Here is a 25,384-nt window from a genome sequence, read left to right on the forward strand (position 1 = left end):
AAGGGAAGCTGGAAGAGAGAGGCTGGAAGCTATTCTTTCCTAAGTTATTTAATAAAATACCTTCATCAGAACTTAAGAACGTGAAATTTCTACTAATGACCGATAGAACTTTCCTCTTCCGATCTCCTGTTTTATTACAAAAATCCTGCTGAAATATTCAGCAGGATTTTTTATTTTTTTGAAATCTTATAAAGCTTTCCACTGTCTGTCACAGCATAAAGATTACCATCCATCCCATTCAGGACATCTCTGAAACGTTCGTTCTGATCTGCCAAAAGACGTTCTTCACCTATGACTTTATTATCTTTCATCACAATTCTGTCGATATGTTCACCACTGAGGCAACCGATGAAAAGATTTCCTTTCCATTCGTCTATATTTCCGGTATAGAAAGTGATTCCACTTGGAGAAATAACAGGATCCCAGTAATAAACAGGCTGTTCTGTACCTTCTTTCCGGGTAATGCCTTTCCCTACTTTAACACCTGAATATTCAATACCATAGGTTACATCTCCCCAGCCGTAGTTTTTACCCGGTTGAATAAGGTTGATCTCATCTCCTCCTCTTGGTCCCATTTCCACATCCCAAAGATTTCCGTTGGGATCAATAGCCAAACCTTGAGGATTACGAACTCCATAAGCATAAATTTCAGGTTTATATCCCTGTTTTCCTATAAATGGGTTTCCCGGAGCTGGTAATCCATCCTTGGTAATCTTGATGATTTTTCCTAAATAATTATCTGTTTTCTGTGCGTAGACCCTTGTTACTTTATCAGATCTTTCTCCGGTGCTGATAAATAAGTTTCCATCTTTATCAAAAACCAATCTGCTTCCGTAATGTTTGTCTCCATCATAAGAAGGTTCTGCCCGGAAAATTATTTTTACATCTGAAATTGATTTAAAATTATCTGATAATTTTCCTTTCGCTACTGAAGTCAGATTTCCTTTTCCAAAGGGTTCCGAAAAACTGAAATAAATAATCGAATTCGTTTTAAAATCCGGATCAAGAGCTACATCCAGCATTCCTCCCTGTCCTTTAGAATCAACTTTTGGAAAGCCTTCTATCAGTGTGATCTGCTTTCCATCCTTTGAAACAATATTCATATACCCTCTTTTGTCTGTAATAAGGAATCTCCCATCTGTTAAATTAATAATTCCCCATGGTCTCCCCAGGTCCTTATTCAGTATCTCTACGTTGTAAGCTGTATTTGTTTTTATTGCTTTAGTTCTTGTCTGTCCCTTAAATGCAGGCTGATAATCAGAATTAGGCTTTTCTGTCTCTACGCTGCCATCATTTCCTGTCTGCTGTGCATTCGCATGATTCTTTTTGCACGAAGATAAAATCAGAAAAAGGCTCAGCACTGGGATGTAAAATTGATTGATTTTCATACTATTATGATTAGGTGTTTAATAATGAATGGAAAAATAATGCCATTAACCAGCTTATTTAAACTTTATGATACAGGTATAAGGCATACTATGAGTAAATAAACACATCTGTAAAATATTCATCATCGAAACTTTATCATGCCTAATAATTTCTTTCGTATTTTTGTTCTATACATTCTTCTTATGGATTTTAAGCTTCAATCAGAATATAAACCCACCGGGGATCAGCCCCAAGCCATCGATAAACTTACTGCAGGAATTGAAATTGGTGAAAAATACCAGACACTTCTTGGGGTAACAGGATCCGGAAAAACCTTTACGGTTGCCAATGTTGTTCAAAATGTCCAGCGTCCTACCTTGGTTCTGGCACATAATAAAACACTGGCAGCACAACTTTTCATGGAATTTAAAGAATTCTTTCCTGAAAATGCCGTAGAGTATTTTGTCAGCTACTATGATTACTATCAGCCGGAAGCCTATATTGCAACAACCGGGACCTATATTGAAAAGGATCTGAGCATTAATGAAGAGGTGGAAAAATTACGTCTTTCCGCAACGGCAAGTCTTCTCTCAGGAAGAAGAGATGTATTGATTGTAGCTTCTGTTTCATGTATTTATGGTATCGGAAACCCTACTGAATTTCACAAATCATTAATTTCTATAGCCATTGGTGAAAAAGTAACGAGAACAGCCCTTCTCCATTCTTTAGTGAATGCCCTATACGCTAGAACATTAAATGAATTCCAGAGAGGAACATTCCGTGTAAAGGGAGATGTTATTGATATTTTCCCGGCATATGCAGACAATGCGATTAGAATTCAGTTTTTTGGGGATGAAATTGAAAAAATTCAAAGCTTTGATCCTGTCAGTGGAAATGTAGAAGATAATTTCGATCAGATACAGATTTACCCGGCTAATCTTTTCGTAACCTCAAAAGAGACTTTAAACGGAGCGATTAAAGATATCCAGGATGACATGGTAAAACAGGTTGATTTCTTCAGCTCTATAGGAAAACCACTGGAAGCCAAAAGACTTCAGGAAAGAACTGAACTTGACCTGGAAATGATTAAAGAACTGGGCTACTGCTCAGGAATTGAAAATTATTCCAGATATCTTGACGGCAGACTTCCGGGAACAAGACCTTTCTGTCTGATTGATTATTTTCCTAAAGATTTCTTGATGGTTATTGACGAAAGCCATGTAACAGTGCCACAGGTTCATGCCATGTATGGTGGTGACCGAAGCAGAAAAGAAGCGCTAGTAGAATATGGATTCAGGCTTCCTGCTGCAATGGATAACAGGCCTTTAAAATTTGAAGAATTTGAAGCCATTCAGAATCAGGTGATCTATGTTTCTGCTACTCCGGCAGATTATGAACTGGAAAGAACCGGCGGAGCTTATATTGAACAGATTATCCGCCCAACAGGACTTCTTGATCCCATTATTGAAGTAAGACCAAGTTTAAATCAGATTGATGATTTAATGGAAGAGATCCAGAAAAGAGCAGATGCTGATGAAAGGGTTCTGGTCACTACTTTAACCAAGAAAATGGCGGAAGAACTTACGAAATACTTCACAAAATTCGGAATCAGGACAAGATATATCCACTCGGATGTTGAAACACTGGAACGTATTCAGATTATGCAGGATCTGCGTTTAGGTCTCTTTGATGTTCTGATTGGAGTAAACCTTTTAAGAGAAGGATTAGACTTGCCTGAAGTATCATTAGTAGCTATTCTGGATGCTGACAAGGAAGGAATGCTGAGAAGCAGAAGATCTATGATTCAGACTGTGGGACGTGCAGCAAGAAATATCAACGGAAAAGCAATTATGTATGCTGATAAGATTACCAAATCGATGCAGGCAACGTTAGATGAAACCGAATACCGCCGTGCAAAACAGATGAAATACAATGAGGATCATGGTATGGTACCGACAGCCCTCAATAAAAAGATATCTGAGAACCTTGTAGGAAGAAGTAAAGACTTTCCTGATGAAAAATACACCCAGAAAGAAATTCTTCAGAAGGTTGCTGAAGTTAAAGCTACCTATGCCAGTGAAGATGTTGAAAAAATGATCGAGCAAAAGCAAAAAGAAATGGAAGCGGCGGCTAAAAATCTTGATTTCATTAAAGCGGCTAAGCTAAGAGACGAAATTGCAGCCCTTAAGGCCTAAAATATATGATAAAAAAAGTTTCGGCGGCTTCTTCGAAGCCGCCGAAAATTTATCTCAAAACAGATTTTCTTACAATCCGTTTCTTACCGAAGCTCTGATGGGTGCCAGCAGATCCATCAACCCATTTAATTTGATTTCATAAACGGTTGATAACTGCATTCCAAGTTTTCCCTTTGGCATTCCATTTTTATTAAACCATTCGAGATAGCTTATCGGAAGATCAATCAGAACGGTTCCTTCGTATTTGCCAAACGGCATCTTAAAAACACAGATTTCTCTTAATATTTCTGGATTTATTCCCTCCACTTTTTATATAATTAAATCAATTTATCTTCTCACTCTGCCTGCTTGGGCAATTCCAGATCAGGAGGTGCATTTTCATCTACAAATTCATTTCTGTATACCTGTATCAAAAGAAGGGTAAATGAGATCAGAATAGGTCCGAAAATAAGTCCCATAAAACCAAACAGATTCATTCCCATGATAATCCCAAACACAGTATTCAGCGGATGGATATTTTCAAGTTTCTTTAAAAGGGTAAAACGAAGCAGATTATCTGTAAGTCCTACTACCACTACACAGTAAATAGCAAGGCCAATTCCCTGCCCTGTATTCCCTTCAGCAATCATAAAAATACATACAGGAACATACACAATCGCCGTCCCCACTACCGGAATAACAGAAGCTGCCGCCGTTAAAGCAAATAGCAATACTGCTCCAGGAGCTCCGAATATCAGATATCCAATAAGTGAAACAATTCCCTGGCCAATTGCAACTACAGGAATACCTATAGCATTTGCCATAATAAGCTTTCTCAGCTTTTCGCCAAGTAATGAAACATTAGATCTCTTTAAGGGTGCTGAAGTCGTAAGGATTCTTTCGAACAGTCTTGGCTTTTCCAGCATAAAATACAGAATAAAGTACATGGACATTATCACGGTAAGCGTGTTGAATGTTCCACTCAATGCTGAAGTGGAAAATTTTCCCACAAAGCTTTTCAGCTTATTCATATTTTCCTGGCTTAGGATATCAAAACCTGTTTTTGATTGGATATAGGAATGAATTTTATCCAAAAAAACATTGAATTTATCCATATAAGCCTGTGCATTTCCTAATTTATCAATAATCAGATCTGCAATGAAATAAATAGGAAGGATCAGCACAATAAGACTTGCCAACATTAATACAAAAGCAGCAAGTGAAGGTTTCCACTTTTTTTCTTCCTGAAGGTAGAAGTTATATTTTCTGCAGACTACATAAATGGTAATAGCCCCTAAAACCGATGGAATAAACAATGCCAGATTAAAGCAGACCAAGCCTGCCAGCACCAAAATAATGGCGAGTAAAGAAATCTGCTTTATGGCAACACTGCTTATTTGATTGTCTTTATTCATCAGGTATTATTTATTTTATCTTTATTGTTTAGTGTATGTAATCTGCCTTGGCTTTCCAATAAAGGCACAATAAGCAGAATACATCACGATCATGATGAACGGAGCCGTTAAAATAAGACCAATTCCACATAAGACAACTCCTGCCACAGAGATCAGCATCCCCAGAAAGCTCACTCCTAAAAATGTTCCGTAATTCTCTTTTGCAATATTAAATGATTTACTTAAGGCATCTATAGCAGATCCATTTTCAAACAACAGGATCGGATATCCTAATAAAAGAAAAGGATAAACGAAAATAAAAGGAATAAAGCAAAGTCCCAGCGCGACCGAAGAAATGAGTCCTGAAATAAAACCGTAGATCAATATATTAACAAAATTCTGACGGTATCCAATAAACAGGTCTGAAAACTCAATCGGGTTTTTGGTGTTAAATTTATTTACCATATAGATCAGCCCTACATACAGAGGGGTCAGTAATAATAAAAAAAGGCTGGAAAATGTCATATACATTGAGAACCCAGGAGTCTCCCAATATCTAAAATTCCCATAATCACCTGAAGATCTCATTTCATCCATTATCGCTGCAGAATTGAAACCGGTAACACTTTGGATGACCATTCCTCCAACAATATAGATGATCATGGCAACAACGGCGTAACCAAAAATGCCCTTATACATTTCAAAGGCATGCGAAATGATAGACCCGGTTTCCCTATTCGGGACAGAACCTTGCTGGTCAAATTCGTTAAATTCAGACATAGTTTAAATATTTAATGATTTTATCAAATTTAACTTTTTTTGATAAAAAAACATATTAAACACAGTTGAATTTTAACTTTTCTCTGAAAATACTGTTTTATATAATGAATAGATCATGGCATTCCAGAAAGGAAATGTGAAAAGCCCCCCTATTAAAAACAAGCTGAATCCAAGATATTTAAATAAAAGAGCAACGAAAATACACACCATAATTTCTACAAAATACATTTTGAGTGCTTTAAAGTTTAAAGAAATGGCTTCAAATATCCTTTTATTTGTAAAAAACATCAATGGAGCTACAAATATCGTCACTGCAACCCATATTACTGCCAGAAGAACTGTAGGAATAGTAAGCCTGTAGATCATGAACCAGAAGAGATAATACCCAAGATATTTAAAAAAATTAATTCCGTTATACCCAACAAACAAATCTCCCAGCTCAATTTTCTCATTAAGGTCGATTTTTCTGAAGATCTGAAACATTCCAAGGTTCAAAGGGTAAAGAAATGCGGTCGTTGCCCAGATGGCAAGGGTAAACATCTGATATCCCTCAGTAGCGCTTAATTCTGCAATTTTTTCCATATAAGCTTTTGTCCCTTCATTCAACGCTTTTGCCAATACCTGATTTTGTTCCCATATTCCGTATTTCTCTCCAAAGAAAAACAGAGAGGTAAGGAATATTCCAAAAAAGATCATTGAAAACATCAGCTGAAAAACCAGTGTCTTATTCCAGTAAAAAAAAGCCTGCTTCAATATAAATTCAAGTCCTGGTTTCTGAGGATATTTGCTCTGCATCATAAAATTTTTATGCAAAAGTAAACATCAATAATTATTTTTGCCGAATGTTTTCAGTGAATCATCAAAAATTTATGGAAATGGACGAGCTTTCTCTTCAGAAAGTTCCCTATTTCTTTGTTATCGATTTTCTTTCGGAGAATGTTGAAATCTACCGGGAAAATGAAATTGAAAAATCAGGCTTACTGATTGATTTTCAAACGTTTTCAAACACAAAAAAGACCCCTATATTAGATGAAAAAATAGAATGGAAATCCTTTCCGGAGGCTCTGGAAAGCTTTAAAACAGGTTTTGATAAAGTTCAGAAAAATATTCGTCTCGGAAATTCCTATTTGGTAAATTACACCCGAAAAACTGAAATTGAGACCAATTTAAGCCTTGAAGAAATTTTTTATCACTCGGATGCAAAGTACAAGGTTTTTTATAAAGATTTTTTTGTATTTTTTTCTCCTGAAACTTTTGTGAAGATCATTGACGGAAAAATCCTGACTTATCCTATGAAAGGTACTATTGACGCCTCCATAGAAAATGCGGCAGAAATCCTTAAGAATGACCGAAAGGAAAAAGCAGAACATTATACGGTAGTAGATTTACTCCGAAATGACCTCAGCATGGTAGCAGATGATGTAGGGGTAGACCAGTTTCAGCATATTGATTTCATTAAAACCCGGCAAAAAGACTTGTATGCCATGAGTTCTGAAATTTCAGGAATATTGAAACCCGAGTTTGACGGAAAAGTAGGAAGCACTATGCAGAAACTTCTTCCTGCAGGATCTATTTTGGGGGCACCAAAACCCAAAACACTGGAAATCATTCTGGAAGCAGAAGGATATGACAGAGGATACTACACAGGAGTTTGCGGCTGGTTTGACGGTAAAAATGTCGACAGTTGCGTGATGATACGTTTTATTGAAAAAGAAGGTGATAAACTCTATTTCAAAAGCGGAGGCGGTATAACGCACATGAGTAAATTAGAAGACGAATATCAGGAAATGAAAAATAAAATCTATGTCCCAATTCATTGAAAGCATTAAGGTAGAAGATCAGAAGATTTACCTGTTGGAACTCCATCAAAAACGTGTCAATCAAACATTTTCCCACTTTGGGAAAGAAGAGTCTATTGACCTTGCTAAGATCTACAAAAACCTGGAGCATGATGAAGACGGACTTTTCAAGTTGAGAATCTCTTACGATCTCGATAAAAGGATCCGAACCCAAATGATCCCTTATGCTATTCCTGAAATTCAGGATTTCCAGCTGGTGGAAAACAACAGCTATGATTACTCTTTCAAATTTGAAGACCGTAAGGAGCTAGATAAAATGAAAATGAAATCCAAAGCTGAAGAGATCATTATCGTTAGGAATAATCATATCACAGATACTTCTTTTTCCAACCTTCTATTTTTGAAAGGTAAAGACTGGTTCACTCCTAATTCTTTCCTTTTGAATGGGGTACAAAGACAGCATCTCTTAAAACATAAAAAAATAAAAGAGGCTGAAATTACCTTACAAAATATAAAGCAATTCAGCCACTTTCAACTCATCAATGCCTTAAATGATTTTGATGATATGTTTATCTATCCCATCGACAGAATTATGAATCTGCCTGGGAATGAAGAATATCTTGATCTTTAGTTTTCTTTCATAAAATTAAAGTAAGCTTTCTGCACATCTGCACTGTTTTTCCCGTAAGTATTCACTTCCAGGATTTTCGGCTGTGCATCAGGTTTGAAGAAATTCTCTAATACCCGATCCAATGTCAGTTCATCCTCCACTTTAATATAGGAGAATCCAAAATGTTTAGCCAAATGTTCTGCATTTTTACGGTGCTTAGTGGCAATAAATTCATCCAACGTATTTGGATTGGCATTTCCGGGTCCAGGAATGATTTTAAAGATATTCCCTTCTCCGTTATTAAAGATCATAATGCGCACAAAAGGAGGAATATATTGGTTCCAAAGCCCATTGATGTCATAAAAGAAACTTAAATCACCGGTAATCAATAAAGTAGGATTGGCATTTTTAATTGCAAATCCCATTGCCGTAGATGTTGAGCCATCAATTCCACTGGTTCCTCTGTTACAGTACATTTTTCTTTTACCGAAATCGAACAGCTGTGCATATCTAATTGCCGAAGAGTTTGTAAAATGGATATTATAGTTTTCAGGAACTGTCTGTGATGCTTTATTGAAAAAATAGAAATCAGAGAACTCAACGGTGTTTAAAAACTGTTGGTGCTTGGCATCTTTTTTATCTCTCAGCACATCCCAAAGATTGAAATAAGGTCTTGGTTCCAGATTAATGAACTTTAATAATTTAGAAAAGAATACTTCCGGTTTCACCTCTATTTTCTCTGTCAATGAGAAATAAGTGTCCGGCTGCCAAACCTCATCCAGATGCCAGTGCTGTTTTGGTCTTGCACTCCTTAGGAATTGTTTTACTTTTTTGGAAACTACATTCTGTCCTACAGTGATCAACAGATCCGGAGCATAGGTTTTATAGTCTTCTTCCGTAAAATTAAAGATGTAACGGTCTATATGTCTGAAAAACTTCTCATGATAAAGGTTGGAATTCGCTTCACTTAGCACAACAACAGAATGATTTTTAACCAGTTGCGTTAATTGATTCTCCAATTCCGGACTGTAATCCCTTGTTCCCACCAACAACATAATTCTTTGGGAGGTATGCCATTCTGCAATCAGATTGGATGGAATCTCGTAATCTTTATGTTTGATGGTCTTTTCAACCGTCGGGAAAGTTGGAAGCTCCGATACCAGTTCATATAATGGCTCCTCCAAAGGAATATTGATATGTACTGGACCCTGCTTTTCAAAGCAAAGCTCAATCGCCTTTTTAATAGTATCAAAATTAATATCTTCTGCATTCTCCTTACTGTCTTCCAGCAATTGGAAGTCTCCGTAAGAATGCTGATGAAAAACATCCTTCTGCCTGATGGTCTGCCCATCAAAAATATCAATAAAATCCGTTGGCCTGTCAGCTGTTAACACCAACAGCGGAATATTCTGGTAAAAAGCTTCTGTAACCGCAGGATAATAATTAACCACTGCTGATCCGCTGGTACAAGTAATGGCTACTGGTTTTTTCTCACTCTTAGCCATACCCATCGCCACAAAGGCAGCACTTCTCTCATCTACAATACTGTAACAGTTGAAATTATCTATTTCTGAAAAATGAATCGCTAAAGGAGCATTCCTTGATCCCGGAGAAATGACAACGTCTGCAATGCCGTACTGCTGAAGAAGATGTGCAAGTATTTGGATACTTCTCTTAGAAGAATATTTTTTCATACAGCAAATTTAACTTATAAATAATGATTTTAAAATCATTTAATTTAAAAAAAATGTAATTTTGCTATTCGTAAATTTCTAAAAATGGATAAAATACCTAGTGTAGACCTGCGTGATTTCCTTTCGGGTAACCCGGAACGCAAACAGAAATTTGTAAATGAAATCGGAAAAGCTTATGAAGAAATTGGTTTTGTAGCCCTAAAAGGCCACTTTCTTGATGACAACCTTGTAGAAGATTTATATGGAGAGGTAAAAAACTTTTTTGACCAACCAGTGGAAACGAAACAGAAGTATGAGATTCCAGGAATTGGTGGCCAGAGAGGGTATGTAGGATTCGGTAAAGAAACTGCAAAAGGTTTCAAAAAAGGAGACTTAAAAGAGTTTTGGCACTTTGGACAGTATCTGTCTGATGATTCAAAATACAAAGCAGAGTATCCAGACAATGTAATCGTTGATGAACTTCCGAAATTCAACGAGGTGGGTAAAGAAGCCTTCCAAATGCTTGAAAAAACAGGACAGTATGTTCTAAGAGCATTATCATTGCACCTTGGCCTAGATGAGTTCTATTTTGACGATAAAATCGCTGAAGGAAACTCCATCTTAAGACCTATTCACTATCCACCAATCACTGAAGAACCGGATGATGCTGTAAGAGCAGCTGCCCATGGTGACATCAACCTTATCACTCTTTTAATGGGAGCACAGGGGAAAGGCCTTCAGGTTCAGAACCACAACGGAGAATGGATCGATGCGATTGCAGAGCCGGACGAACTGATGATCAACGTTGGAGATATGTTATCTAGACATACCAATAACAAACTGAAATCTACAATTCACAGAGTGGTAAACCCACCAAGAGAATTATGGAGCACTTCAAGATTTTCAATTCCTTTCTTTATGCACCCTATCAGTGCCATGTCATTAAATGCTCTTGACAACTGTGTAGACGAAAACAATCCAAAGTTATACGAAGACACTACAGCAGGAGAATTCTTACATGAAAGACTGATAGAATTAGGCTTGATTAAGAAATAACAATTATATAGCGATAAAGAAGTCGGCTGTCTCATTTTGAGGCAGCCGATTTTTTATTATTGATTAAAAATATTTTATATAACTTTACATTACTATCAAATTTTTAATTAAATATATATGAAAAATTTAAAAAAACTAAGAAAAGACCAATTGAAAGGTATTTCCGGAGGAGCTAATGTTCCCGTTATTGAATATTGCATGTATTATTGTAGCGGTACTATCATTTGTGCAGCCTGTACTGATGATTTTAAATGCCCAGTTACCACTGAGGAAATGTAAGATTCACTATCAAAATGTAATGATACCGTTTCTCTTGAAACGGTATTCTTATTGTTAAGCATCCAGTAACAACAAGGAAATAAAAAACTCAAAAACAAATACTTAAGTAAATTTTTATATCTTTATTTAAACCAAAATCAAATTATATGAAAAATTTAAAAAAATTAAGTAAAGGCAAATTAAAAACCATTTCCGGAGGAATAAGCTTCCCTTATAATGGAGAATGTTTTTATGTGTGTAGTGACGGAATACAGTATAAAGCGCTATGCAGGTTAGAATTCATCTGCCCTGATGGAGAACAGCCTATTATTTACTAAAAACAAAAATGCTCCTTTGGGAGCATTTTTTTATATATTTAATCAAACAGTCTCAGCTGCTGATCTTTTGTTCCGGTAAAATTGGCTGTTGATAATTTGGGGAACTCTTTGCCTTCAAAAAACTTTTTCCGCCCTATTTTAAAGGTCGTATGAATCATTTCTGCAATATTCCCCTCTCCTCTCTGCCTTTCAAAATATCTTTTATCTCCCAGCTTTCCGCCACGCATAGAGCGGATCAGGTTCAGGACTTTCTGCGCCCGGTCCGGGAAATGAGTTTCAATCCAATTAACAAAAACGGGTTCCACCGTATCATTCAAACGAACTAAAGTATACCCAAATCCCAATGCTCCTGCATCAGAAATTGACTTTAAAATATTTAAAGGCTCATCACTGTTCAGCCCAGGAATAATAGGCGCTACCATAACATGAACAGGGATCTTATTTTCGGACAGGATTTCAATTGCTTTTAATTTATTTGGGGCAGAACTTGTCCTTGGCTCCATTTTTCGTCTCAGCTCTTCATTAATGGTTGGAATACTTAGAGAAACAGAAACAAGATTCTGCTCCGCCATCGGTTTTAAAATATCCAGATCTCTCAATACCAATGCATTTTTTGTCAGAATATTGACAGGATGTCTGTAATCAAGACAAACCTGCAGGAGCTTTCTGGTGATTTCAAATTGCCTTTCAGCAGGCTGATAGCAATCGGTGTTTCCGGAGAGCAAAATAGGAGCTGCTTTATAGCCTCTTTTTTGAAAAAATTTCTCCAGCAATTCAGGGGCATTTTTCTTCACCATGATCTTTCTCTCAAAATCAATTCCGGCGCTATAGCCCCAGTATTCATGGGTAGGTCTGGCAAAACAATAGGAACAGCCATGCTCACATCCCTGATAAGGATTCATGGAATATTCCATAGGGAGATCCTCGCTTTTTACCTGATTCACAATAGTTTTTGGAAACACTTCAGTAAAAGAAGTCTTCACGGTTTCGAAATCTTCAGGTTCAGGTTCATAAGTATACCTGTCGAAACGGTTGATAACGTTCCGCTGAGCTCCCTGACCTTTTATGAAATTTTCGTTTGACATTCTGATGTAAAATTAGAATGGATTTTTTATAAAATAATGAACTTTAACATTAAAGTTTTCCACAAAAAATCCAACACTTTCAAAAGCGTTGGATTTAAACATAATTTAATATATTTTTTTACTACTTCAGCGCGTAAAATTCCACTCCGTGTGTTTCATCGTCGTGGTTCTTTTCATCAAAGTGTCTGTGATAATCCGAATAGGAATCACTATATTTTTTATCTTTTTTAGTCAATATTTTTTTGATACTTATTAAGCTTAATACTGCCAAAAGACCAACTCCTCCTGCCAGTAAAACTCCAACCTCTTTTTTCATATTTTCTTTGATTTATTGTTTTGGGTATTGCAAAAAGTATACCTATTTCATCTTTGTAAATTATAAATTTTGTTAACATTAAGCTCTGTTTTTAAGAAAATTATAATCCATTATTTTTCTTATCTTTAGAAAAGCAATGGTTTAATTATTGTACTTATCAACAAAAATAGTATTATGGAAAATCCAGAAAACATCGACCAAATGACCACCCTGAGCCAAGTCATGCAAAAGCTCTCTGAGAGAGGAATCCAAAGGGAGTTCAGAATGAACGAAAGCTGTGAAATGAAGTTTGAAAACTCTGAAAAAATTTATCAGCCTACTGAATTGATTATTATAAAGACTTACCGTTTCGAAGGAGACAGCAATCCTGATGATAATGCCGTATTGTACGTTATAAAGGATAGTGCCGGAAACCGCGGAATGATTATCGATTCTTATGGAGCGGACAGCAATTATCCTGGTGAAAAGTTTGATGAATTCCTGAGAAATATTCCTGTTTTGGAAAGTGATGAGTTCAATTTTTAGCCCCATCCACCCAATATTAATTTTTTAAACCATTAAGGCTATTTTAATTAATATAAAATTGATTTCGTCTCTATTGGTACGATCAGTTCTTTATTATATTACCCCTCAATGGTTTAAAAAATTATTTCTCCTCAGAATTATCTTTCTTTTTAAAAATACCATTTAAAAAGCCCTTCTTCTCTTTTTTTTCTTCCGGAGGTTGAGGTGTATTTTTTTTCTGTTTTATATCCTCTTTAATATCCTTTACAGACTGCTTCATTTCCTTCACTGAAGAAACAGCATTCTTTACTTTTTGTTCTGTTTTTTCTACATTCTTTCCAATAAGAGTCTTTTTAAGCCCTTGTTCAATTCCCTTCCAGAAAAGGTTAAAGAAGGACTTCGTAGGATCACGTTCCACATTTTCCACCGTTACTGCTTCCGGATAATTCCCAGAATTTGATTTCAAGAAAACATTCGCAACGGCTGTTAAAAAGCCTTTCTTCTCATGGTTATTTTTGTTCAGGACAGCAATCTTCAGGTCTTTGTGCTTTAAATTAAATGTTCCGTGCAGTCCTGCAGGATTTCCTTTAAAATTGAATAGCATTTCCTGAATAGTTCCTGCAGTAGCTGTTACATGCAGATAAGGCCGGATAAACGGATTGATACCACTCACCGGAAGGTTCGATGTCTTCCCGGAAATGGCAAATGCATCATGCTGATCTGCTACATCAAAGCCCCAGTTTACAGACAGGGGTGAAAGATTCATAAAAGAACAATTAATCTTAATATCTACCTTGGTAGGTTTTCCTTTTGCCTTAGCAGAATTCAGATTTTTAACGTTCATATTAAAATTACTGAATATAAGCTTCCCAGGTCCCATACTTTCCGGAGTATCTTCTTCATATACCAAAACTGAGTTCTTCAGATCCAGAGTGTTGATATTCATAGGAATTTTAATAGACCGAAGCATTTTGGAATACAATGCTTTTATTTTCGGATCGTCCTTAGGTATTTTACTTCTGAAAATATTAGCATCCGCAGACTGGATCAAAACATGTGAGGCATTAATGAATTTATGATTTGAAAACAGATCCCAATTTCCTTCAGCAGAGATCTGACCCATCTTTAAATCATACAGATCTCTTTCTACAGGGATCATTTTGATAAACTGATTTCTCGAAACGAGAGGCTTCATCGCAAAATTATTGATCTGGACTTTATTCTTATTCAGCTTTAAAAGTCCCAGACTGATATTATAAAACTGAGTTTTATAAGCAAAATTACGGGTGGTCAGAAAATAATCTTTTACATTAAAAGAAAGTCCTTGATTATTTGCTTTCGGGCCTATTTCGATCCCGTTCACAGTAGCATTCAGATCATGAAATACCAGTGGTTCTTTTCCTTTATCATAAGTAAGATTTGAGTTCTTTAAAGATACTTTTCTTACGATAACAGACTGTATGATTCCTGGGTTTGTACTCTTCTTGGGTTTATTTTCTCCTGCCTTTATAATTCCGTTAGCGCTTTCAACGAGAACATCTTTCAGATCAAGATTCAGCTTTTTATTAATAAATTCCAGTTTATTTATATTAAAAGCAATATGCCTGGTTTTCAAATCCACCGTCGTTTTCCCATTGGGCTGAGGCCCTGGGGTCAATGAAAGATCTCGGATTTCTCCGTTAGTCGGTTTTAAAGCGATACTTCCAATGGCCATATTCTGATGATCCGCATACACAATATTCTTTCCGGAGAATGTAAAATCTTTATATCCAATCGGAATCACCTGTTCTGAAGTACTCTTATTGAACACCAATTGATTGATATTCATATTCAGGTTTTCGCCAGATAAAAGCCTGCTTCCATCAGACTTATTAATCTGAGCCACAGCATTTTTAAGCTTTATATTCTCCAGATTAACCTCAAAATTAGATTTCTTCTTTTCCTTTTTAGCATTTTTTACACCGGTATTATAGACTGTAAAAACGGGACTTTGAAAATCCGCACCCGCAAGAGAAACTTTATTTTTATTTAAGACCACATCTTTAAATTCCATTTTTGGAATAGTGAATTCGAAAAGCTGAGTTTTTTGAGGATAAAAATTTTTAAACTGAGTAAAAGACATCAGCGGAATCAGCTTAAAGCTTTCAACCGACATTTGTCCATTTGTTGTATTGATGGAATGAATCGTAATAGCGTATACATTATCCGGTCTGAAAAAGAAATTTCGTCCTTTAATGCTGTATCGGTCAAAAACAACAGGAAGCTTATCTTCTACAGACTCTTCAGTCATCTGTAGATTTTCTACGGACAAATCAAGCTGCTCTACGGATAAAAATTTCTGTTTACTATGCTTAAAAACAGCCACCTTCCCTTCATTGATTCTGATATTCTCAAATAAGAACGGTTTTCTTTTTTTTTCTGTTTTCTGGTCAACAGGTTTTGCTAAAATGACATTAAGATTAGGTTTTGCCAACAACAAATCGGAAGAGTTTATTGTTTTATTAAAAATGGCATCATAGATTCCAAAACGACTGACCTTTAATGTATCTATAGTCCCCTGAATACCAATAACATTCGTGTTTTGGGGATCTTTACTATTAACTGAGATTCCTGTTACCAGAATATTTCCCGTACTAAGATCCACATCCAAACTTTTATAGGAAACCTTATAGTCTGTATTTTTTTTAATGTATTCAGGAAGTTGGGTTTTAAGCCAGAAATTCAGTCCGAAATTCGCCGCAAGAAGTAGTCCTGCCAGAATTCCGAAACTGATTAGTAGTCTTTTAACCCATTTTTTCATATTGTGATTTGGTTGAAGATTTTTTTAATAAAATTAATTTTTGATTTCCAGCTCTATTACGTATCCTTCATGTCCTCTTACATTTATAAAATTCCCGCCTTCAAACCCCAGATACTGTCCTTTTACACCGGTAAGCTTTCCGGTAAATTCCGGTTTTTTATCTAATGTAAATGAAGTTACTTTCTCAGGTTTCTCAAATGGATAATCAAATCTCCATAGCTCTTCACCTTCACTGTAGAACTTCTGGAAATCCGCAGGAAAATGTTCTTTAATCTTTTGTCTGAAATCTGCAAGATCGACCTCACCTTCAAAATCATCCTGAAGCATCTTTCTCCAGTTTGTTTTATCTGCTAAGTGCTCTTTTAAAGCAACTTCAATCATTCCGGCTTCATAACGGTTTTCAGTTCTTGCGATAGGCAACGCAAAAGTAGCACCCTGATCGATCCATCTTGTAGGAATCTGGGTATTTCTGGTCACTCCTACTTTTACACCTCCTGTATATGCCAGATAGACGGTGTGAGGCTGAAGCTGAATTTCTTTTTCAATTTCCAAATTACGTTCTGCCACTCCTAAATGGGCTGTCGAAAGCTCCGGGCGAATGATTGTGTCACTGGCATACGGGCTTTCAAAAAAACAGTTTTTACAGAACCCCATTCTATAAATAGGTTTATTTTCGCCACAGTTTACACATTGAAACCCTACATGTTTAATGCTCAATTCCTTCCCAAACAACTCATTAACATGGATCAGATCTCCTGAAAGATTCAGATAATATTGGACGGGTTTGGCATCGTAGCTTATCATTTTTAAAATTTGCCCTTGAAACTGCATATTATATTTATATTACTTTTTTAAGTAAATTTAATGATTATATTTTTCAAATAGTAAAATTTATATTTTTGTATTCATAAAAAACCACTGATGATTTATCTTATAACAGGCGGCAGCGGCTTTATTGGCTCCCATTTAGTCGAACGATTATTAAGAAATGGACATTCTGTCATAAACGTTGACAATTTTGATGATTTTTACAGCTATCAGATAAAAATTAAAAATACTTTAGAGTCTATCGACAAAATTTCGGATTTTGAATTCTCTGATAAAGAGGCTGATATTCAACATCTGGCTTCACTTTCCCATTCTGATCACTATTCCCTTTACTATCAGGATATCAGAGATAAAGAGGGCCTTGAAAACATTTTCAGAAACCACTCTATTGATATGGTGATTCATCTGGCAGCATTGGCAGGTGTTCGCCCCTCTATTGAAAGACCTTTGGAATACGAAGAAGTAAATGTCCGGGGGACTATGAATCTTTGGGAATTGTGTAGAGATTTTAATATTAAAAAATTCATTTGCGCTTCTTCATCAAGCGTTTATGGAAATAATGAAAAAGTCCCTTTTGCTGAAACAGACAATGTGGACAATCCTATTTCTCCTTATGCAGCGACTAAGAAGTGTGGAGAAATTCTGGGACACGTCTATCATCATCTTTATCATATTGATATGATCCAGCTTAGATTCTTTACCGTTTATGGCCCAAGACAGCGTCCTGACCTTGCCATCCATAAATTTACAAAACTTATTTCCGAAGGCGTAGAAATTCCTTTCTATGGGGACGGCACTACTGCCAGAGATTATACTTATATTGATGACATTATTGACGGAATTACCAAATCCGTTTTATATCTGGAAAACAATTCCAATGTGTATGAAATTCTTAATTTAGGAGAAAACCAGGTAATCACTTTAAAGGAAATGGTAGCCACTATAGAAAAGACCCTGAATATGACAGCTTTCAGAAAAATTCTGCCAATGCAACCCGGAGATGTCACAAAAACCAATGCCGACATTACCAAAGCAAAGGCTTTAATAGGATATAAACCTGACACAAACTTCCAAAATGGCATAAAAAAATTTGTGGAATGGTTTTTGAGAAAACGACAATAAGTAAATTACTGACATACCTGCCATGCAGTTGATGACAGACATTTATAAGAAAAAATTATAAAAAGAATTGAAAATCAAGTATAAAAAAGTTTATTATACAACCTATTTTTATACTTTTGCAAAAAATTAGAAAATTATGTACTGGACATTAGAATTAGCTTCCTATCTAAGTGACGCACCTTGGCCAATGACAAAAGCAGAGCTTATTGACTACGCAATCAGAACTGGTGCACCTATGGAAGTAGTAGAAAACCTTCAGGCTATTGAGGACGAAGGAGAAATATATGAATCTATCGAGGAAGTTTGGAGCGACTATCCAACAGACGAGGATTTCCTTTGGAACGAGGACGAATATTAATAAAGCGATAAGCTTTAGGCTGTGTGCTTAGAGCTTTTTTGCCCTTTTTATATATTAACTACACGCTTAGCGTGTAAAACGCTTAAAGCATCTTGCATTAAGCATAAAGCAAAAAATTTATGAGTTTTTTAAACAAAGTTCTTAAAGGGTTTTTGGGAGACAAAAAAGCGCAGGACCTAAAAGAAGTAAAAAAAGTTGTAACAAAAATCAAGGCTGTAGAGCCTAACATCCAACAATTGTCGGATGATGGACTGAGACAAAAAACTGCTGAGTTTAAAGCAAGTATTAAAGATGCTACCAGCAAGATCACAGCTCAAATAGAACAGATTAAAGAGCAGATAAAGACTTCAACAAACGTTGATGAAAAAGAAGCTCTTTTCTCAAAAATTGAGTCTTTAAAGAAAGAATCATACGAAATTGAAGAGAAAGTTCTTATCCATGTTCTTCCGGAAGCTTTTGCATTGATCAAAGAAACGGCAAGAAGATGGGCACAGAACGGAGAAATTCGTGTAACAGCAAGTGATTGGGATAGAGAACTGGCTGCTGCAGGGAAAGATTTTGTTGAAATTCAGGGAGACCAAGCTGTTTGGAAAAACTCATGGGACGCTGCCGGAACTCCAGTAGTTTGGGATATGGTCCACTATGATGTTCAGTTTATCGGAGGTATTATTCTTCACAGTGGTAAAATTGCCGAAATGGCAACCGGTGAAGGTAAAACTTTGGTAGGAACATTACCTATTTACTTAAATTCACTTCCGGAAAGAGGAGTTCACGTGGTAACCGTGAATGACTACCTTGCTAAAAGGGACTCCGCTTGGATGGGACCATTATATCAGTTCCATGGAATGTCTATCGATTGTATCGATAACCACCAGCCAAACTCAGACGGAAGAAGAAAAGCATACGGTTCAGATATTACTTATGGAACCAACAATGAATTCGGTTTCGATTATCTGAGAGATAACATGGTAACCTCACCTTCAGAATTGGTACAAAGAGAATTGAACTTTGCCATTGTGGATGAGGTAGACTCTGTATTGGTAGATGATGCAAGAACACCGTTGATTATTTCAGGTCCGGTTCCTCAGGGAGACAGACAGGAATTCGATGTTCTTAAGCCTTCTATCGACAGAATCGTTGAAGTTCAGAAAAAAACAGTTTCTGCCATCTTCAATGAAGCGAAAAAATTAATCACAGCAGGAAACACTAAAGAAGGAGGATTCAAATTGCTTCAGGCATACAGAGGCCTTCCTAAAAACAGACAATTAATCAAATTCTTATCAGAAAGCGGGAACAGAGCATTACTTCAGAAGGTTGAAGGACAATACATGCAGGACAACAACCGTGATATGCCGATTGTAGATAAAGATCTTTACTTCGTAATCGAGGAAAAGAACAATCAGGTAGACCTTACAGATAAGGGTGTTGAATACATGTCTCAGGGAAATTCTGATCCCAACTTCTTCGTACTTCCGGATATCGGAACAGAAATCGCTGAAGTAGAGGCTAAAAATCTGACAAAAGAAGAAGAATTCGAAGCTAAAGAAAGACTTTTCGGTGATTTTGCTGAAAAATCTGAAAGAGTTCACACGATGAGCCAGCTATTGAAGGCGTACACATTATTTGAAAAGGATGATGAGTATGTAGTAATTGATGGTGAGGTAAAAATCGTTGACGAGCAAACTGGTCGTATCATGGAAGGAAGACGTTATTCTGACGGTCTTCACCAGGCGATCGAAGCTAAAGAGAATGTAAAGATTGAGGCTGCTACTCAAACTTTTGCAACGGTTACCCTTCAGAACTATTTCCGTATGTACAACAAACTTGCAGGGATGACGGGTACTGCTGAAACTGAAGCTGGAGAACTTTGGGAGATCTACAAATTAGACGTAGTGGTAATTCCTACCAACCGTGTGATTTTAAGAGATGATAAACAAGATTTAGTTTTCAAAACTAACAGAGAAAAATATAATGCCGTAATTGAAGAAATTGAAAAATTAACAGCAGCAAGAAGACCTGTCTTGGTAGGTACAACTTCTGTTGAAATCTCTCAATTATTATCAAAGGCACTTCAATTAAGAAAAATTCCACACCAGGTACTGAACGCGAAACTTCACAAGAAAGAAGCGGAAATTGTGGCTGGTGCAGGACAACCGGGAGTTGTAACAATTGCAACCAACATGGCTGGTCGTGGTACGGATATCAAGCTTTCTAAAGAAGTAAAAGAAGCCGGAGGTTTAGCCATTATCGGAACAGAAAGACACGATTCAAGACGTGTTGACAGACAGTTAAGAGGTAGAGCGGGACGTCAGGGAGACCCCGGAAGTTCTCAGTTCTATGTATCTCTTGAAGATAACTTAATGCGTTTGTTCGGTTCTGAGAGAATTGCTAAAATGATGGACAGAATGGGTCATAAAGAGGGTGAAGTTATTCAGCACTCTATGATCAGTAAGTCTATCGAAAGGGCTCAGAAAAAAGTGGAAGAGAACAACTTCGGAACAAGAAAGAGACTTCTTGAGTATGATGACGTAATGAACAAACAACGTGACGTTATCTACAAGAGAAGAAAGAATGCTCTATTCGGGGATCACTTGAAATATGACATCACAAACATGATTTTTGATGTAGCAAATTCTATCGTTGCGAAAGGAAAGGCTACAGGAAATTATAAAGATTTTGAATACGAAATCATTAAAACATTTACGATGGAATCTCCGGTTTCTCCAAATGATTTTAATAATAAAACCATTCCGGATCTTACCAATATCTTATTCAAAGCGGCTCAGGAAGACTACGCAATGAAACTGAACTTATTGAAAGAGAAATCATTCCCAATTATTGAGAATGTTTACCAAAACCAAGGTTCAATGTTTAAAATGATCCAGGTTCCTTTCACAGACGGACACAAAACAATGACGATTGTAGCTGATCTTAAAGAAGCTTATGATACTCAGTGTGAAAGCTTAATCAATGATTTTGAAAAGAACATCACTTTATCTATTATTGATGAGAACTGGAAACTTCACCTTCGTGAGATGGATGATTTAAGAAGATCTTCTCAGGGAGCTGTTTATGAGCAGAAAGATCCACTTGTGATTTACAAACAGGAATCTTTCCACTTATTCAGTGAAATGATAGAGAAATTGAACAAAGAAATTATTTCATTCTTATACAAAGGAGAAATTCCTGCATAAGAAATAAATAACAATATTATTAAAAAACCGCTCTGGCATTGGCCGGAGCGGTTTTTTGTTATTGATTGTATAATAATTTTATGACAAATATCAATATTATTATTTATTTAGAATAGTTAAAAACAATATATTTGCAAAAAATATTGACTGCTTCATGAAGCTAAAAACTGCTAAACGCTGGTTTAATTGGCATAAATGGACAAGCCTTATCTGTACCGTTTTTCTACTGTATCTCTGTGTAACAGGTTTACCGTTGATCTTTCATGAAGAAATTGAACATCTTTTAGAAGACAACAAAGAAGCCTTAGCTCAAAATCATGAAAAACTGAGCTTAGATAAACTTGTAAAAATTGCTGAGTCCAAATACCCGGGAGAGAAGGCAAGATTTGTCTTCTGGGACGAAAATGAAAAAAACAAAGTTCTTTTTGATATTGTTGACCAACCCAACGCTCCCTACGAAAAAAGTAAATATTTAGTTTTGAATGAATACACCGGCGAAGTTTTAGGAGCTCCCAGAACAGACGGTTTAATGAATATCATTTTAAAACTCCATACCGATATGTTTCTCGGCATACCAGGGAAACTTTTTTTAGGGTTAATGGGAATGCTTTTCATGATCTCCATTGTTTCGGGAATCGTTCTCTATGGGCCTATTATGAAAAAGTATGACTTTGGAATGGTTCGCAAAAACAAATCCAAGAGACTTAAATGGCTGGATACCCACAACTTATTAGGAATAGCCATTACGGCTTGGATGGTTGTCGTAGGATTTACAGGTATAATCAACACTCTTTCTGATGTAATTGTAGGACTTTGGCAACAAGGTCAACTGGCAGAAATGACCGCTCCTTATAAGAATCAGAAACCTTTGACTGGGAATTTCAGTTCATTAGAAGATGCAAAGAAAGCAGCAGAAAGTACAATTAAAGATATGAAAGTATCTATAATTGCTTACCCAGGTACTGATTTTACAAGCAAACACCATTACGCAGTTTTTATGCGTGGAAATACTGAACTTACTTCAAAACTTTTAAAACCTGTACTAATAGATGCCAAAACCGGAACTGTAACAGATTCCAGAGATATGCCATGGTACGTGAATGCATTATTTATTTCAGAACCTCTACATTTTGGAAATTATGGAGGTATGATACTGAAAGTTGTATGGACCGTTTTTGATGTTTTTACAATTCTTGTGCTCATTACAGGTCTTTATTTATGGATTGCACGAAGAAAGGCTGAAAAACAGCAAAAGATAGTATTCACTCCTAAAGATTCCAGAAAATGAAAAACAGCTTTCTAAAACTTTGGGGAACGCCTATCCTACTCGCTCTTTTATCTATGTTTGGATTAATCGCAGCATTACTTGGTGATGGTCTATGGGATATATTAGGATGGCTAACACTTTCTATCCCTTTATTTTTGATTATTAAACACTACTTAAAATAAACTTACTACTGAATGAAGAAATTAATTTTAAGCTTAGCTACCCTATCAGGGGTCTTTGCTTTGGCACAGAAAAAGGATAGCATCAATGCTAAAAATATAGAAGAGGTTATCATCAATTCTATCCTTAAAAAAGATTCGGAGTATACTAATAAAATGCCTTTAAAGGCAATTGAAAACCCACAGTCTTATTCAACCGTAGATAAAATATTTTTTGAAAATCAAATGATATATTCGGTGGATGATGCTTACAGAAATGTAACAGGTATTCAGAAAATGTGGAGTGCTACAAACAGAGCCGGAGATGGTGGCGCTTATATTTCTTTAAGAGGTTTTACATCCAACAACTCTTTAAGAAATGGTCTGGTTGCACCGGTTACAACTTCTATTGATGCTGTAAATGTAGAAAAACTTGAAGTTCTAAAAGGACCATCCGGAACATTATTTGGGAGTAATGTAACTTCTTACGGAGGGGTCATTAACAGGGTTACCAAAAAACCGCATGATAAATTCGAAGGAAATATTTCATTAATTGGTGGAAGTTATAATTACTACAGAGCACAAGCGGATATTAACACCCCCATAACGAACGATAAGAAATTAATGTTCCGTTTAAATACGGCATATACAAACAGTGGAACTTTCCAGAAAACAGACGCTAAAAATTCATATACCGCTTTTGCCCCTTCATTACTATATAAAGTCAATGATAAGCTGAGCCTAAGTCTGGATTATGAAATGTTTGATACAAGAGCAAATCCTGAACAGTCATTCTTCTATCTCAAAAAGAATCCAGGTTATCAAGGAGATCCATATACCAACGTTGACAATATGAAAGATCTTGAAAAATTAGGACTGGATTACAAACAATCATATACAGGAAAAGGTCTTTACACTACGTCAAAAGTAAGAAATATTTTAGGCCAAATTAATTATCAGATTGATAAACATATCAGATCTTCAACAAATGTAAGCACTGCTTATACTTTTTCAAACGGTTACAACCCTTATTTTGCTGTTACTGTAAATCCGTCAGACAATAACTTATATGTACAAAGAGCGGATCAGTCTACAGATAACAGTAAAAAAACATATTTCCAGATTCAGCAGAATTTTAATTTCGACTATAAATTTGGCAATGAAATGCGTAACAGAACTGTAGTTGGTTTTGATTTTATGAAGATCAAAAACAGATTACATTATGTATATTTTACACAAGGCTTTTTAAAACCTGATGTGCCGACCAATGGTTATGATTATGCTGGGACCTTCAATTCTGATACACTAGATCAGGCATACCAAAATTTACCTAAAAGTATGTATGATCAGATAGATGATCAGAATACATACAGCGGTTATATTTCCAACGTATTTACTCCAATCACAGGATTAAATATTATGGCTTCCGTTCGATATGAAAGCAATGATTTCAAGGGCGGAAAACTATGGATAAATGATATAAAGCCATACAATCAGTCAGCATTCTCACCAAAGTTTGGTGTAACCTATCAGATTATAAAAGATAAATTTTCTGTTTTCGGGAACTATCAGAACAGCTTCAAAAGTAATGGTTACATATTTACAGATGCCGGAGCAGATCCTGTTTTATCCGACCCAGAAAGAGCTAACCAGTTTGAAGGTGGTTTTAAAGGGAACATTTTCAAAGGAAGAGTAAGTGCAACATTAAGCTATTACAATATCAGGGTAAAAAATTCTTTAGTTACCACAGGATATTCAGGGATTAATGCTCTTCAAACCCAAGCCGGTAAGCTGAAAAGTGAAGGGGTGGAATTAGAAGTAAATGCCTACCTGTTAAAGGGATTATCATTAGTAGGAGGTGTTAGCTACAATGATTCAAAGTATATAGAATCTGATGCAGCAACAAAAGGAAGACGACCTGGGACTGCAGGCTCACCATGGCTAGCAAGCATTTATGCAAGCTACCAGATTCTTGACGGAAGCTTAAAAGGTTTTGGTTTTGGTCTAGGAGGAAACTATGCTAATGCTAATGCAATTTTGAATAATAATATTCTGGATGCAAATAAAAATATTATAGGAGGAAAAGATGTTTTTATCCTTCCGAGCTATTTGGTACTCAACGCAAGTGCTTTCTATGATACCAAAAAGTTCAGAATCGGTGTAAAAGTTGATAATTTCACCAACCAGCATTACTGGGTAGGATTTACAACAGCAAACCCTCAGACACTTATCAATGCCTTGGGAAGCTTCACTTATAAATTTTAAAAAATCAAAGGTTAGCCCCTCGCGGGGTTAACTTTTT

23 protein-coding genes are annotated in these 25,384 nt (G+C 36.1%); 13 read left to right on the forward strand and 10 right to left on the reverse strand.

Going from position 1 to position 25,384, the window contains the following annotated elements; all coding sequences use genetic code 11:
• Positions 1–170: 170 nt before the first annotated feature.
• Positions 171–1,388 (reverse strand): PQQ-dependent sugar dehydrogenase, encoded by a 1,218-nt coding sequence (locus tag M2372_RS18060; RefSeq protein WP_123320145.1) that lies wholly within the window; start codon positions 1,386–1,388, stop codon positions 171–173.
• A gap of 183 nt (positions 1,389–1,571) precedes the next feature.
• On the opposite strand from M2372_RS18060, the gene uvrB reads away from it, so the two are divergent.
• Positions 1,572–3,563 (forward strand): excinuclease ABC subunit UvrB, encoded by a 1,992-nt coding sequence (gene uvrB, locus M2372_RS18065; RefSeq protein ID WP_123320146.1) that lies wholly within the window; start codon positions 1,572–1,574, stop codon positions 3,561–3,563.
• Between the two features lie 69 nt (positions 3,564–3,632).
• Here uvrB and M2372_RS18070 read toward each other — a convergent pair whose 3' ends face one another.
• The 4 genes from M2372_RS18070 to M2372_RS18085 all read right to left on the reverse strand — a co-directional run bounded on the left by M2372_RS18070 (position 3,633) and on the right by M2372_RS18085 (position 6,514).
• Complete coding sequence (locus M2372_RS18070) at positions 3,633–3,860, reverse strand: DUF3820 family protein (protein ID WP_115972107.1); 228 nt, start codon at positions 3,858–3,860, stop codon at positions 3,633–3,635.
• Positions 3,861–3,898: 38 nt separating this feature from the next.
• The gene (locus tag M2372_RS18075; protein ID WP_123320147.1) at positions 3,899–4,957 is read right to left on the reverse strand and encodes an AI-2E family transporter; all 1,059 of its coding nucleotides are present in this window, start codon (positions 4,955–4,957) and stop codon (positions 3,899–3,901) included.
• A gap of 21 nt (positions 4,958–4,978) precedes the next feature.
• Positions 4,979–5,716, reverse strand: coding sequence for a beta-carotene 15,15'-monooxygenase (locus tag M2372_RS18080; RefSeq protein ID WP_123320148.1), 738 nt, complete (start codon positions 5,714–5,716; stop codon positions 4,979–4,981).
• Between the two features lie 72 nt (positions 5,717–5,788).
• Positions 5,789–6,514 (reverse strand): hypothetical protein, encoded by a 726-nt coding sequence (locus M2372_RS18085; RefSeq protein WP_123320149.1) that lies wholly within the window; start codon positions 6,512–6,514, stop codon positions 5,789–5,791.
• 44 nt (positions 6,515–6,558) lie between these two features.
• On the opposite strand from M2372_RS18085, the gene M2372_RS18090 reads away from it, so the two are divergent.
• A complete protein-coding gene (locus tag M2372_RS18090; RefSeq protein ID WP_123320150.1) occupies positions 6,559–7,536 on the forward strand; it encodes an aminodeoxychorismate synthase component I in 978 nt (325 codons plus the stop codon).
• Entirely contained in the window at positions 7,520–8,146 is a 627-nt protein-coding gene (locus M2372_RS18095) for an aminotransferase class IV (protein WP_115972028.1), read from the forward strand. The genes M2372_RS18090 and M2372_RS18095 overlap by 17 nt, the downstream gene beginning before the upstream one ends.
• On the opposite strand, the gene menD is transcribed toward M2372_RS18095, so the two are convergent.
• A complete protein-coding gene (gene menD, locus M2372_RS18100; RefSeq protein WP_123320151.1) occupies positions 8,143–9,819 on the reverse strand; it encodes a 2-succinyl-5-enolpyruvyl-6-hydroxy-3-cyclohexene-1-carboxylic-acid synthase in 1,677 nt (558 codons plus the stop codon). The genes M2372_RS18095 and menD overlap by 4 nt on opposite strands.
• Before the next feature lie 84 nt (positions 9,820–9,903).
• Between menD and M2372_RS18105 the strand changes: the two genes are divergently transcribed.
• From M2372_RS18105 to M2372_RS18115, 3 genes are all read left to right on the forward strand, one after another.
• On the forward strand, positions 9,904–10,854 hold the full coding sequence (locus M2372_RS18105; RefSeq protein WP_115972030.1) for an isopenicillin N synthase family oxygenase: 951 nt from the start codon (positions 9,904–9,906) through the stop codon (positions 10,852–10,854).
• A gap of 117 nt (positions 10,855–10,971) precedes the next feature.
• Complete coding sequence (locus M2372_RS18110) at positions 10,972–11,133, forward strand: bacteriocin-like protein (protein WP_165852255.1); 162 nt, start codon at positions 10,972–10,974, stop codon at positions 11,131–11,133.
• Between the two features lie 146 nt (positions 11,134–11,279).
• Positions 11,280–11,450 carry a bacteriocin-like protein gene (locus M2372_RS18115; protein ID WP_185018865.1) on the forward strand — a complete coding sequence of 57 codons (171 nt, stop codon included), beginning with the start codon at positions 11,280–11,282 and terminating at the stop codon, positions 11,448–11,450.
• Positions 11,451–11,488: 38 nt separating this feature from the next.
• Here the strand turns inward: M2372_RS18115 and M2372_RS18120 are convergent, their stop codons facing one another.
• Positions 11,489–12,535, reverse strand: coding sequence for a PA0069 family radical SAM protein (locus M2372_RS18120; RefSeq protein ID WP_123320152.1), 1,047 nt, complete (start codon positions 12,533–12,535; stop codon positions 11,489–11,491).
• Between the two features lie 121 nt (positions 12,536–12,656).
• On the reverse strand, positions 12,657–12,851 hold the full coding sequence (locus M2372_RS18125) for a hypothetical protein (protein ID WP_066691102.1): 195 nt from the start codon (positions 12,849–12,851) through the stop codon (positions 12,657–12,659).
• Between the two features lie 174 nt (positions 12,852–13,025).
• Between M2372_RS18125 and M2372_RS18130 the strand changes: the two genes are divergently transcribed.
• The gene (locus tag M2372_RS18130) at positions 13,026–13,376 is read left to right on the forward strand and encodes a hypothetical protein (RefSeq protein WP_123320153.1); all 351 of its coding nucleotides are present in this window, start codon (positions 13,026–13,028) and stop codon (positions 13,374–13,376) included.
• A gap of 121 nt (positions 13,377–13,497) precedes the next feature.
• On the opposite strand, the gene M2372_RS18135 is transcribed toward M2372_RS18130, so the two are convergent.
• Positions 13,498–16,155: a hypothetical protein gene (locus tag M2372_RS18135; protein ID WP_123320154.1), complete on the reverse strand. Its 2,658-nt coding sequence runs from the start codon at positions 16,153–16,155 to the stop codon at positions 13,498–13,500.
• A 33-nt stretch (positions 16,156–16,188) separates the two neighbouring features.
• Positions 16,189–16,986 carry a DUF2797 domain-containing protein gene (locus M2372_RS18140; protein ID WP_123320155.1) on the reverse strand — a complete coding sequence of 266 codons (798 nt, stop codon included), beginning with the start codon at positions 16,984–16,986 and terminating at the stop codon, positions 16,189–16,191.
• Positions 16,987–17,076: 90 nt separating this feature from the next.
• On the opposite strand from M2372_RS18140, the gene M2372_RS18145 reads away from it, so the two are divergent.
• The 6 genes from M2372_RS18145 to M2372_RS18170 all read left to right on the forward strand — a co-directional run bounded on the left by M2372_RS18145 (position 17,077) and on the right by M2372_RS18170 (position 25,347).
• Positions 17,077–18,105: a GDP-mannose 4,6-dehydratase gene (locus M2372_RS18145; protein WP_123320156.1), complete on the forward strand. Its 1,029-nt coding sequence runs from the start codon at positions 17,077–17,079 to the stop codon at positions 18,103–18,105.
• Positions 18,106–18,241: 136 nt separating this feature from the next.
• Positions 18,242–18,463, forward strand: a complete 222-nt coding sequence (locus M2372_RS18150; protein ID WP_002662059.1) for a DUF2795 domain-containing protein — start codon at positions 18,242–18,244, stop codon at positions 18,461–18,463.
• Positions 18,464–18,582: 119 nt separating this feature from the next.
• The gene (gene secA, locus M2372_RS18155; RefSeq protein ID WP_123320157.1) at positions 18,583–21,657 is read left to right on the forward strand and encodes a preprotein translocase subunit SecA; all 3,075 of its coding nucleotides are present in this window, start codon (positions 18,583–18,585) and stop codon (positions 21,655–21,657) included.
• A gap of 154 nt (positions 21,658–21,811) precedes the next feature.
• Positions 21,812–22,945 carry a PepSY domain-containing protein gene (locus M2372_RS18160; protein WP_123320158.1) on the forward strand — a complete coding sequence of 378 codons (1,134 nt, stop codon included), beginning with the start codon at positions 21,812–21,814 and terminating at the stop codon, positions 22,943–22,945.
• A complete protein-coding gene (locus tag M2372_RS18165) occupies positions 22,942–23,106 on the forward strand; it encodes a hypothetical protein (protein ID WP_185018866.1) in 165 nt (54 codons plus the stop codon). The genes M2372_RS18160 and M2372_RS18165 overlap by 4 nt, the downstream gene beginning before the upstream one ends.
• Positions 23,107–23,118: 12 nt before the next feature.
• Positions 23,119–25,347, forward strand: a complete 2,229-nt coding sequence (locus M2372_RS18170; protein ID WP_123320159.1) for a TonB-dependent siderophore receptor — start codon at positions 23,119–23,121, stop codon at positions 25,345–25,347.
• Positions 25,348–25,384 lie beyond the last annotated feature (37 nt).

The organism is Chryseobacterium sp. BIGb0232 (assembly GCF_024810195.1).
GTDB classification, from domain to species: Bacteria; Bacteroidota; Bacteroidia; order Flavobacteriales; family Weeksellaceae; genus Chryseobacterium; species Chryseobacterium pennae.

What these genes read in the sequence shown, in the direction of transcription:
- M2372_RS18110 (WP_165852255.1), top strand. Translation starts at nt 10,972, where the DNA reads ATGAAAAATTTAAAAAAACTAAGAAAAGACCAATTGAAAGGTATTTCC.
- M2372_RS18135 (WP_123320154.1), bottom strand. Translation starts at nt 16,155, where the DNA reads ATGAAAAAATGGGTTAAAAGACTACTAATCAGTTTCGGAATTCTGGCA.
- M2372_RS18130 (WP_123320153.1), top strand. Translation starts at nt 13,026, where the DNA reads ATGGAAAATCCAGAAAACATCGACCAAATGACCACCCTGAGCCAAGTC.
- M2372_RS18085 (WP_123320149.1), bottom strand. Translation starts at nt 6,514, where the DNA reads ATGATGCAGAGCAAATATCCTCAGAAACCAGGACTTGAATTTATATTG.
- M2372_RS18105 (WP_115972030.1), top strand. Translation starts at nt 9,904, where the DNA reads ATGGATAAAATACCTAGTGTAGACCTGCGTGATTTCCTTTCGGGTAAC.
- M2372_RS18095 (WP_115972028.1), top strand. Translation starts at nt 7,520, where the DNA reads ATGTCCCAATTCATTGAAAGCATTAAGGTAGAAGATCAGAAGATTTAC.
- uvrB (WP_123320146.1), top strand. Translation starts at nt 1,572, where the DNA reads ATGGATTTTAAGCTTCAATCAGAATATAAACCCACCGGGGATCAGCCC.
- M2372_RS18060 (WP_123320145.1), bottom strand. Translation starts at nt 1,388, where the DNA reads ATGAAAATCAATCAATTTTACATCCCAGTGCTGAGCCTTTTTCTGATT.
- M2372_RS18080 (WP_123320148.1), bottom strand. Translation starts at nt 5,716, where the DNA reads ATGTCTGAATTTAACGAATTTGACCAGCAAGGTTCTGTCCCGAATAGG.
- M2372_RS18140 (WP_123320155.1), bottom strand. Translation starts at nt 16,986, where the DNA reads ATGCAGTTTCAAGGGCAAATTTTAAAAATGATAAGCTACGATGCCAAA.
- M2372_RS18150 (WP_002662059.1), top strand. Translation starts at nt 18,242, where the DNA reads ATGTACTGGACATTAGAATTAGCTTCCTATCTAAGTGACGCACCTTGG.
- M2372_RS18120 (WP_123320152.1), bottom strand. Translation starts at nt 12,535, where the DNA reads ATGTCAAACGAAAATTTCATAAAAGGTCAGGGAGCTCAGCGGAACGTT.
- menD (WP_123320151.1), bottom strand. Translation starts at nt 9,819, where the DNA reads ATGAAAAAATATTCTTCTAAGAGAAGTATCCAAATACTTGCACATCTT.
- M2372_RS18165 (WP_185018866.1), top strand. Translation starts at nt 22,942, where the DNA reads ATGAAAAACAGCTTTCTAAAACTTTGGGGAACGCCTATCCTACTCGCT.
- M2372_RS18090 (WP_123320150.1), top strand. Translation starts at nt 6,559, where the DNA reads ATGTTTTCAGTGAATCATCAAAAATTTATGGAAATGGACGAGCTTTCT.
- M2372_RS18170 (WP_123320159.1), top strand. Translation starts at nt 23,119, where the DNA reads ATGAAGAAATTAATTTTAAGCTTAGCTACCCTATCAGGGGTCTTTGCT.
- M2372_RS18145 (WP_123320156.1), top strand. Translation starts at nt 17,077, where the DNA reads ATGATTTATCTTATAACAGGCGGCAGCGGCTTTATTGGCTCCCATTTA.
- M2372_RS18075 (WP_123320147.1), bottom strand. Translation starts at nt 4,957, where the DNA reads ATGAATAAAGACAATCAAATAAGCAGTGTTGCCATAAAGCAGATTTCT.
- M2372_RS18125 (WP_066691102.1), bottom strand. Translation starts at nt 12,851, where the DNA reads ATGAAAAAAGAGGTTGGAGTTTTACTGGCAGGAGGAGTTGGTCTTTTG.
- M2372_RS18115 (WP_185018865.1), top strand. Translation starts at nt 11,280, where the DNA reads ATGAAAAATTTAAAAAAATTAAGTAAAGGCAAATTAAAAACCATTTCC.
- M2372_RS18160 (WP_123320158.1), top strand. Translation starts at nt 21,812, where the DNA reads ATGAAGCTAAAAACTGCTAAACGCTGGTTTAATTGGCATAAATGGACA.
- secA (WP_123320157.1), top strand. Translation starts at nt 18,583, where the DNA reads ATGAGTTTTTTAAACAAAGTTCTTAAAGGGTTTTTGGGAGACAAAAAA.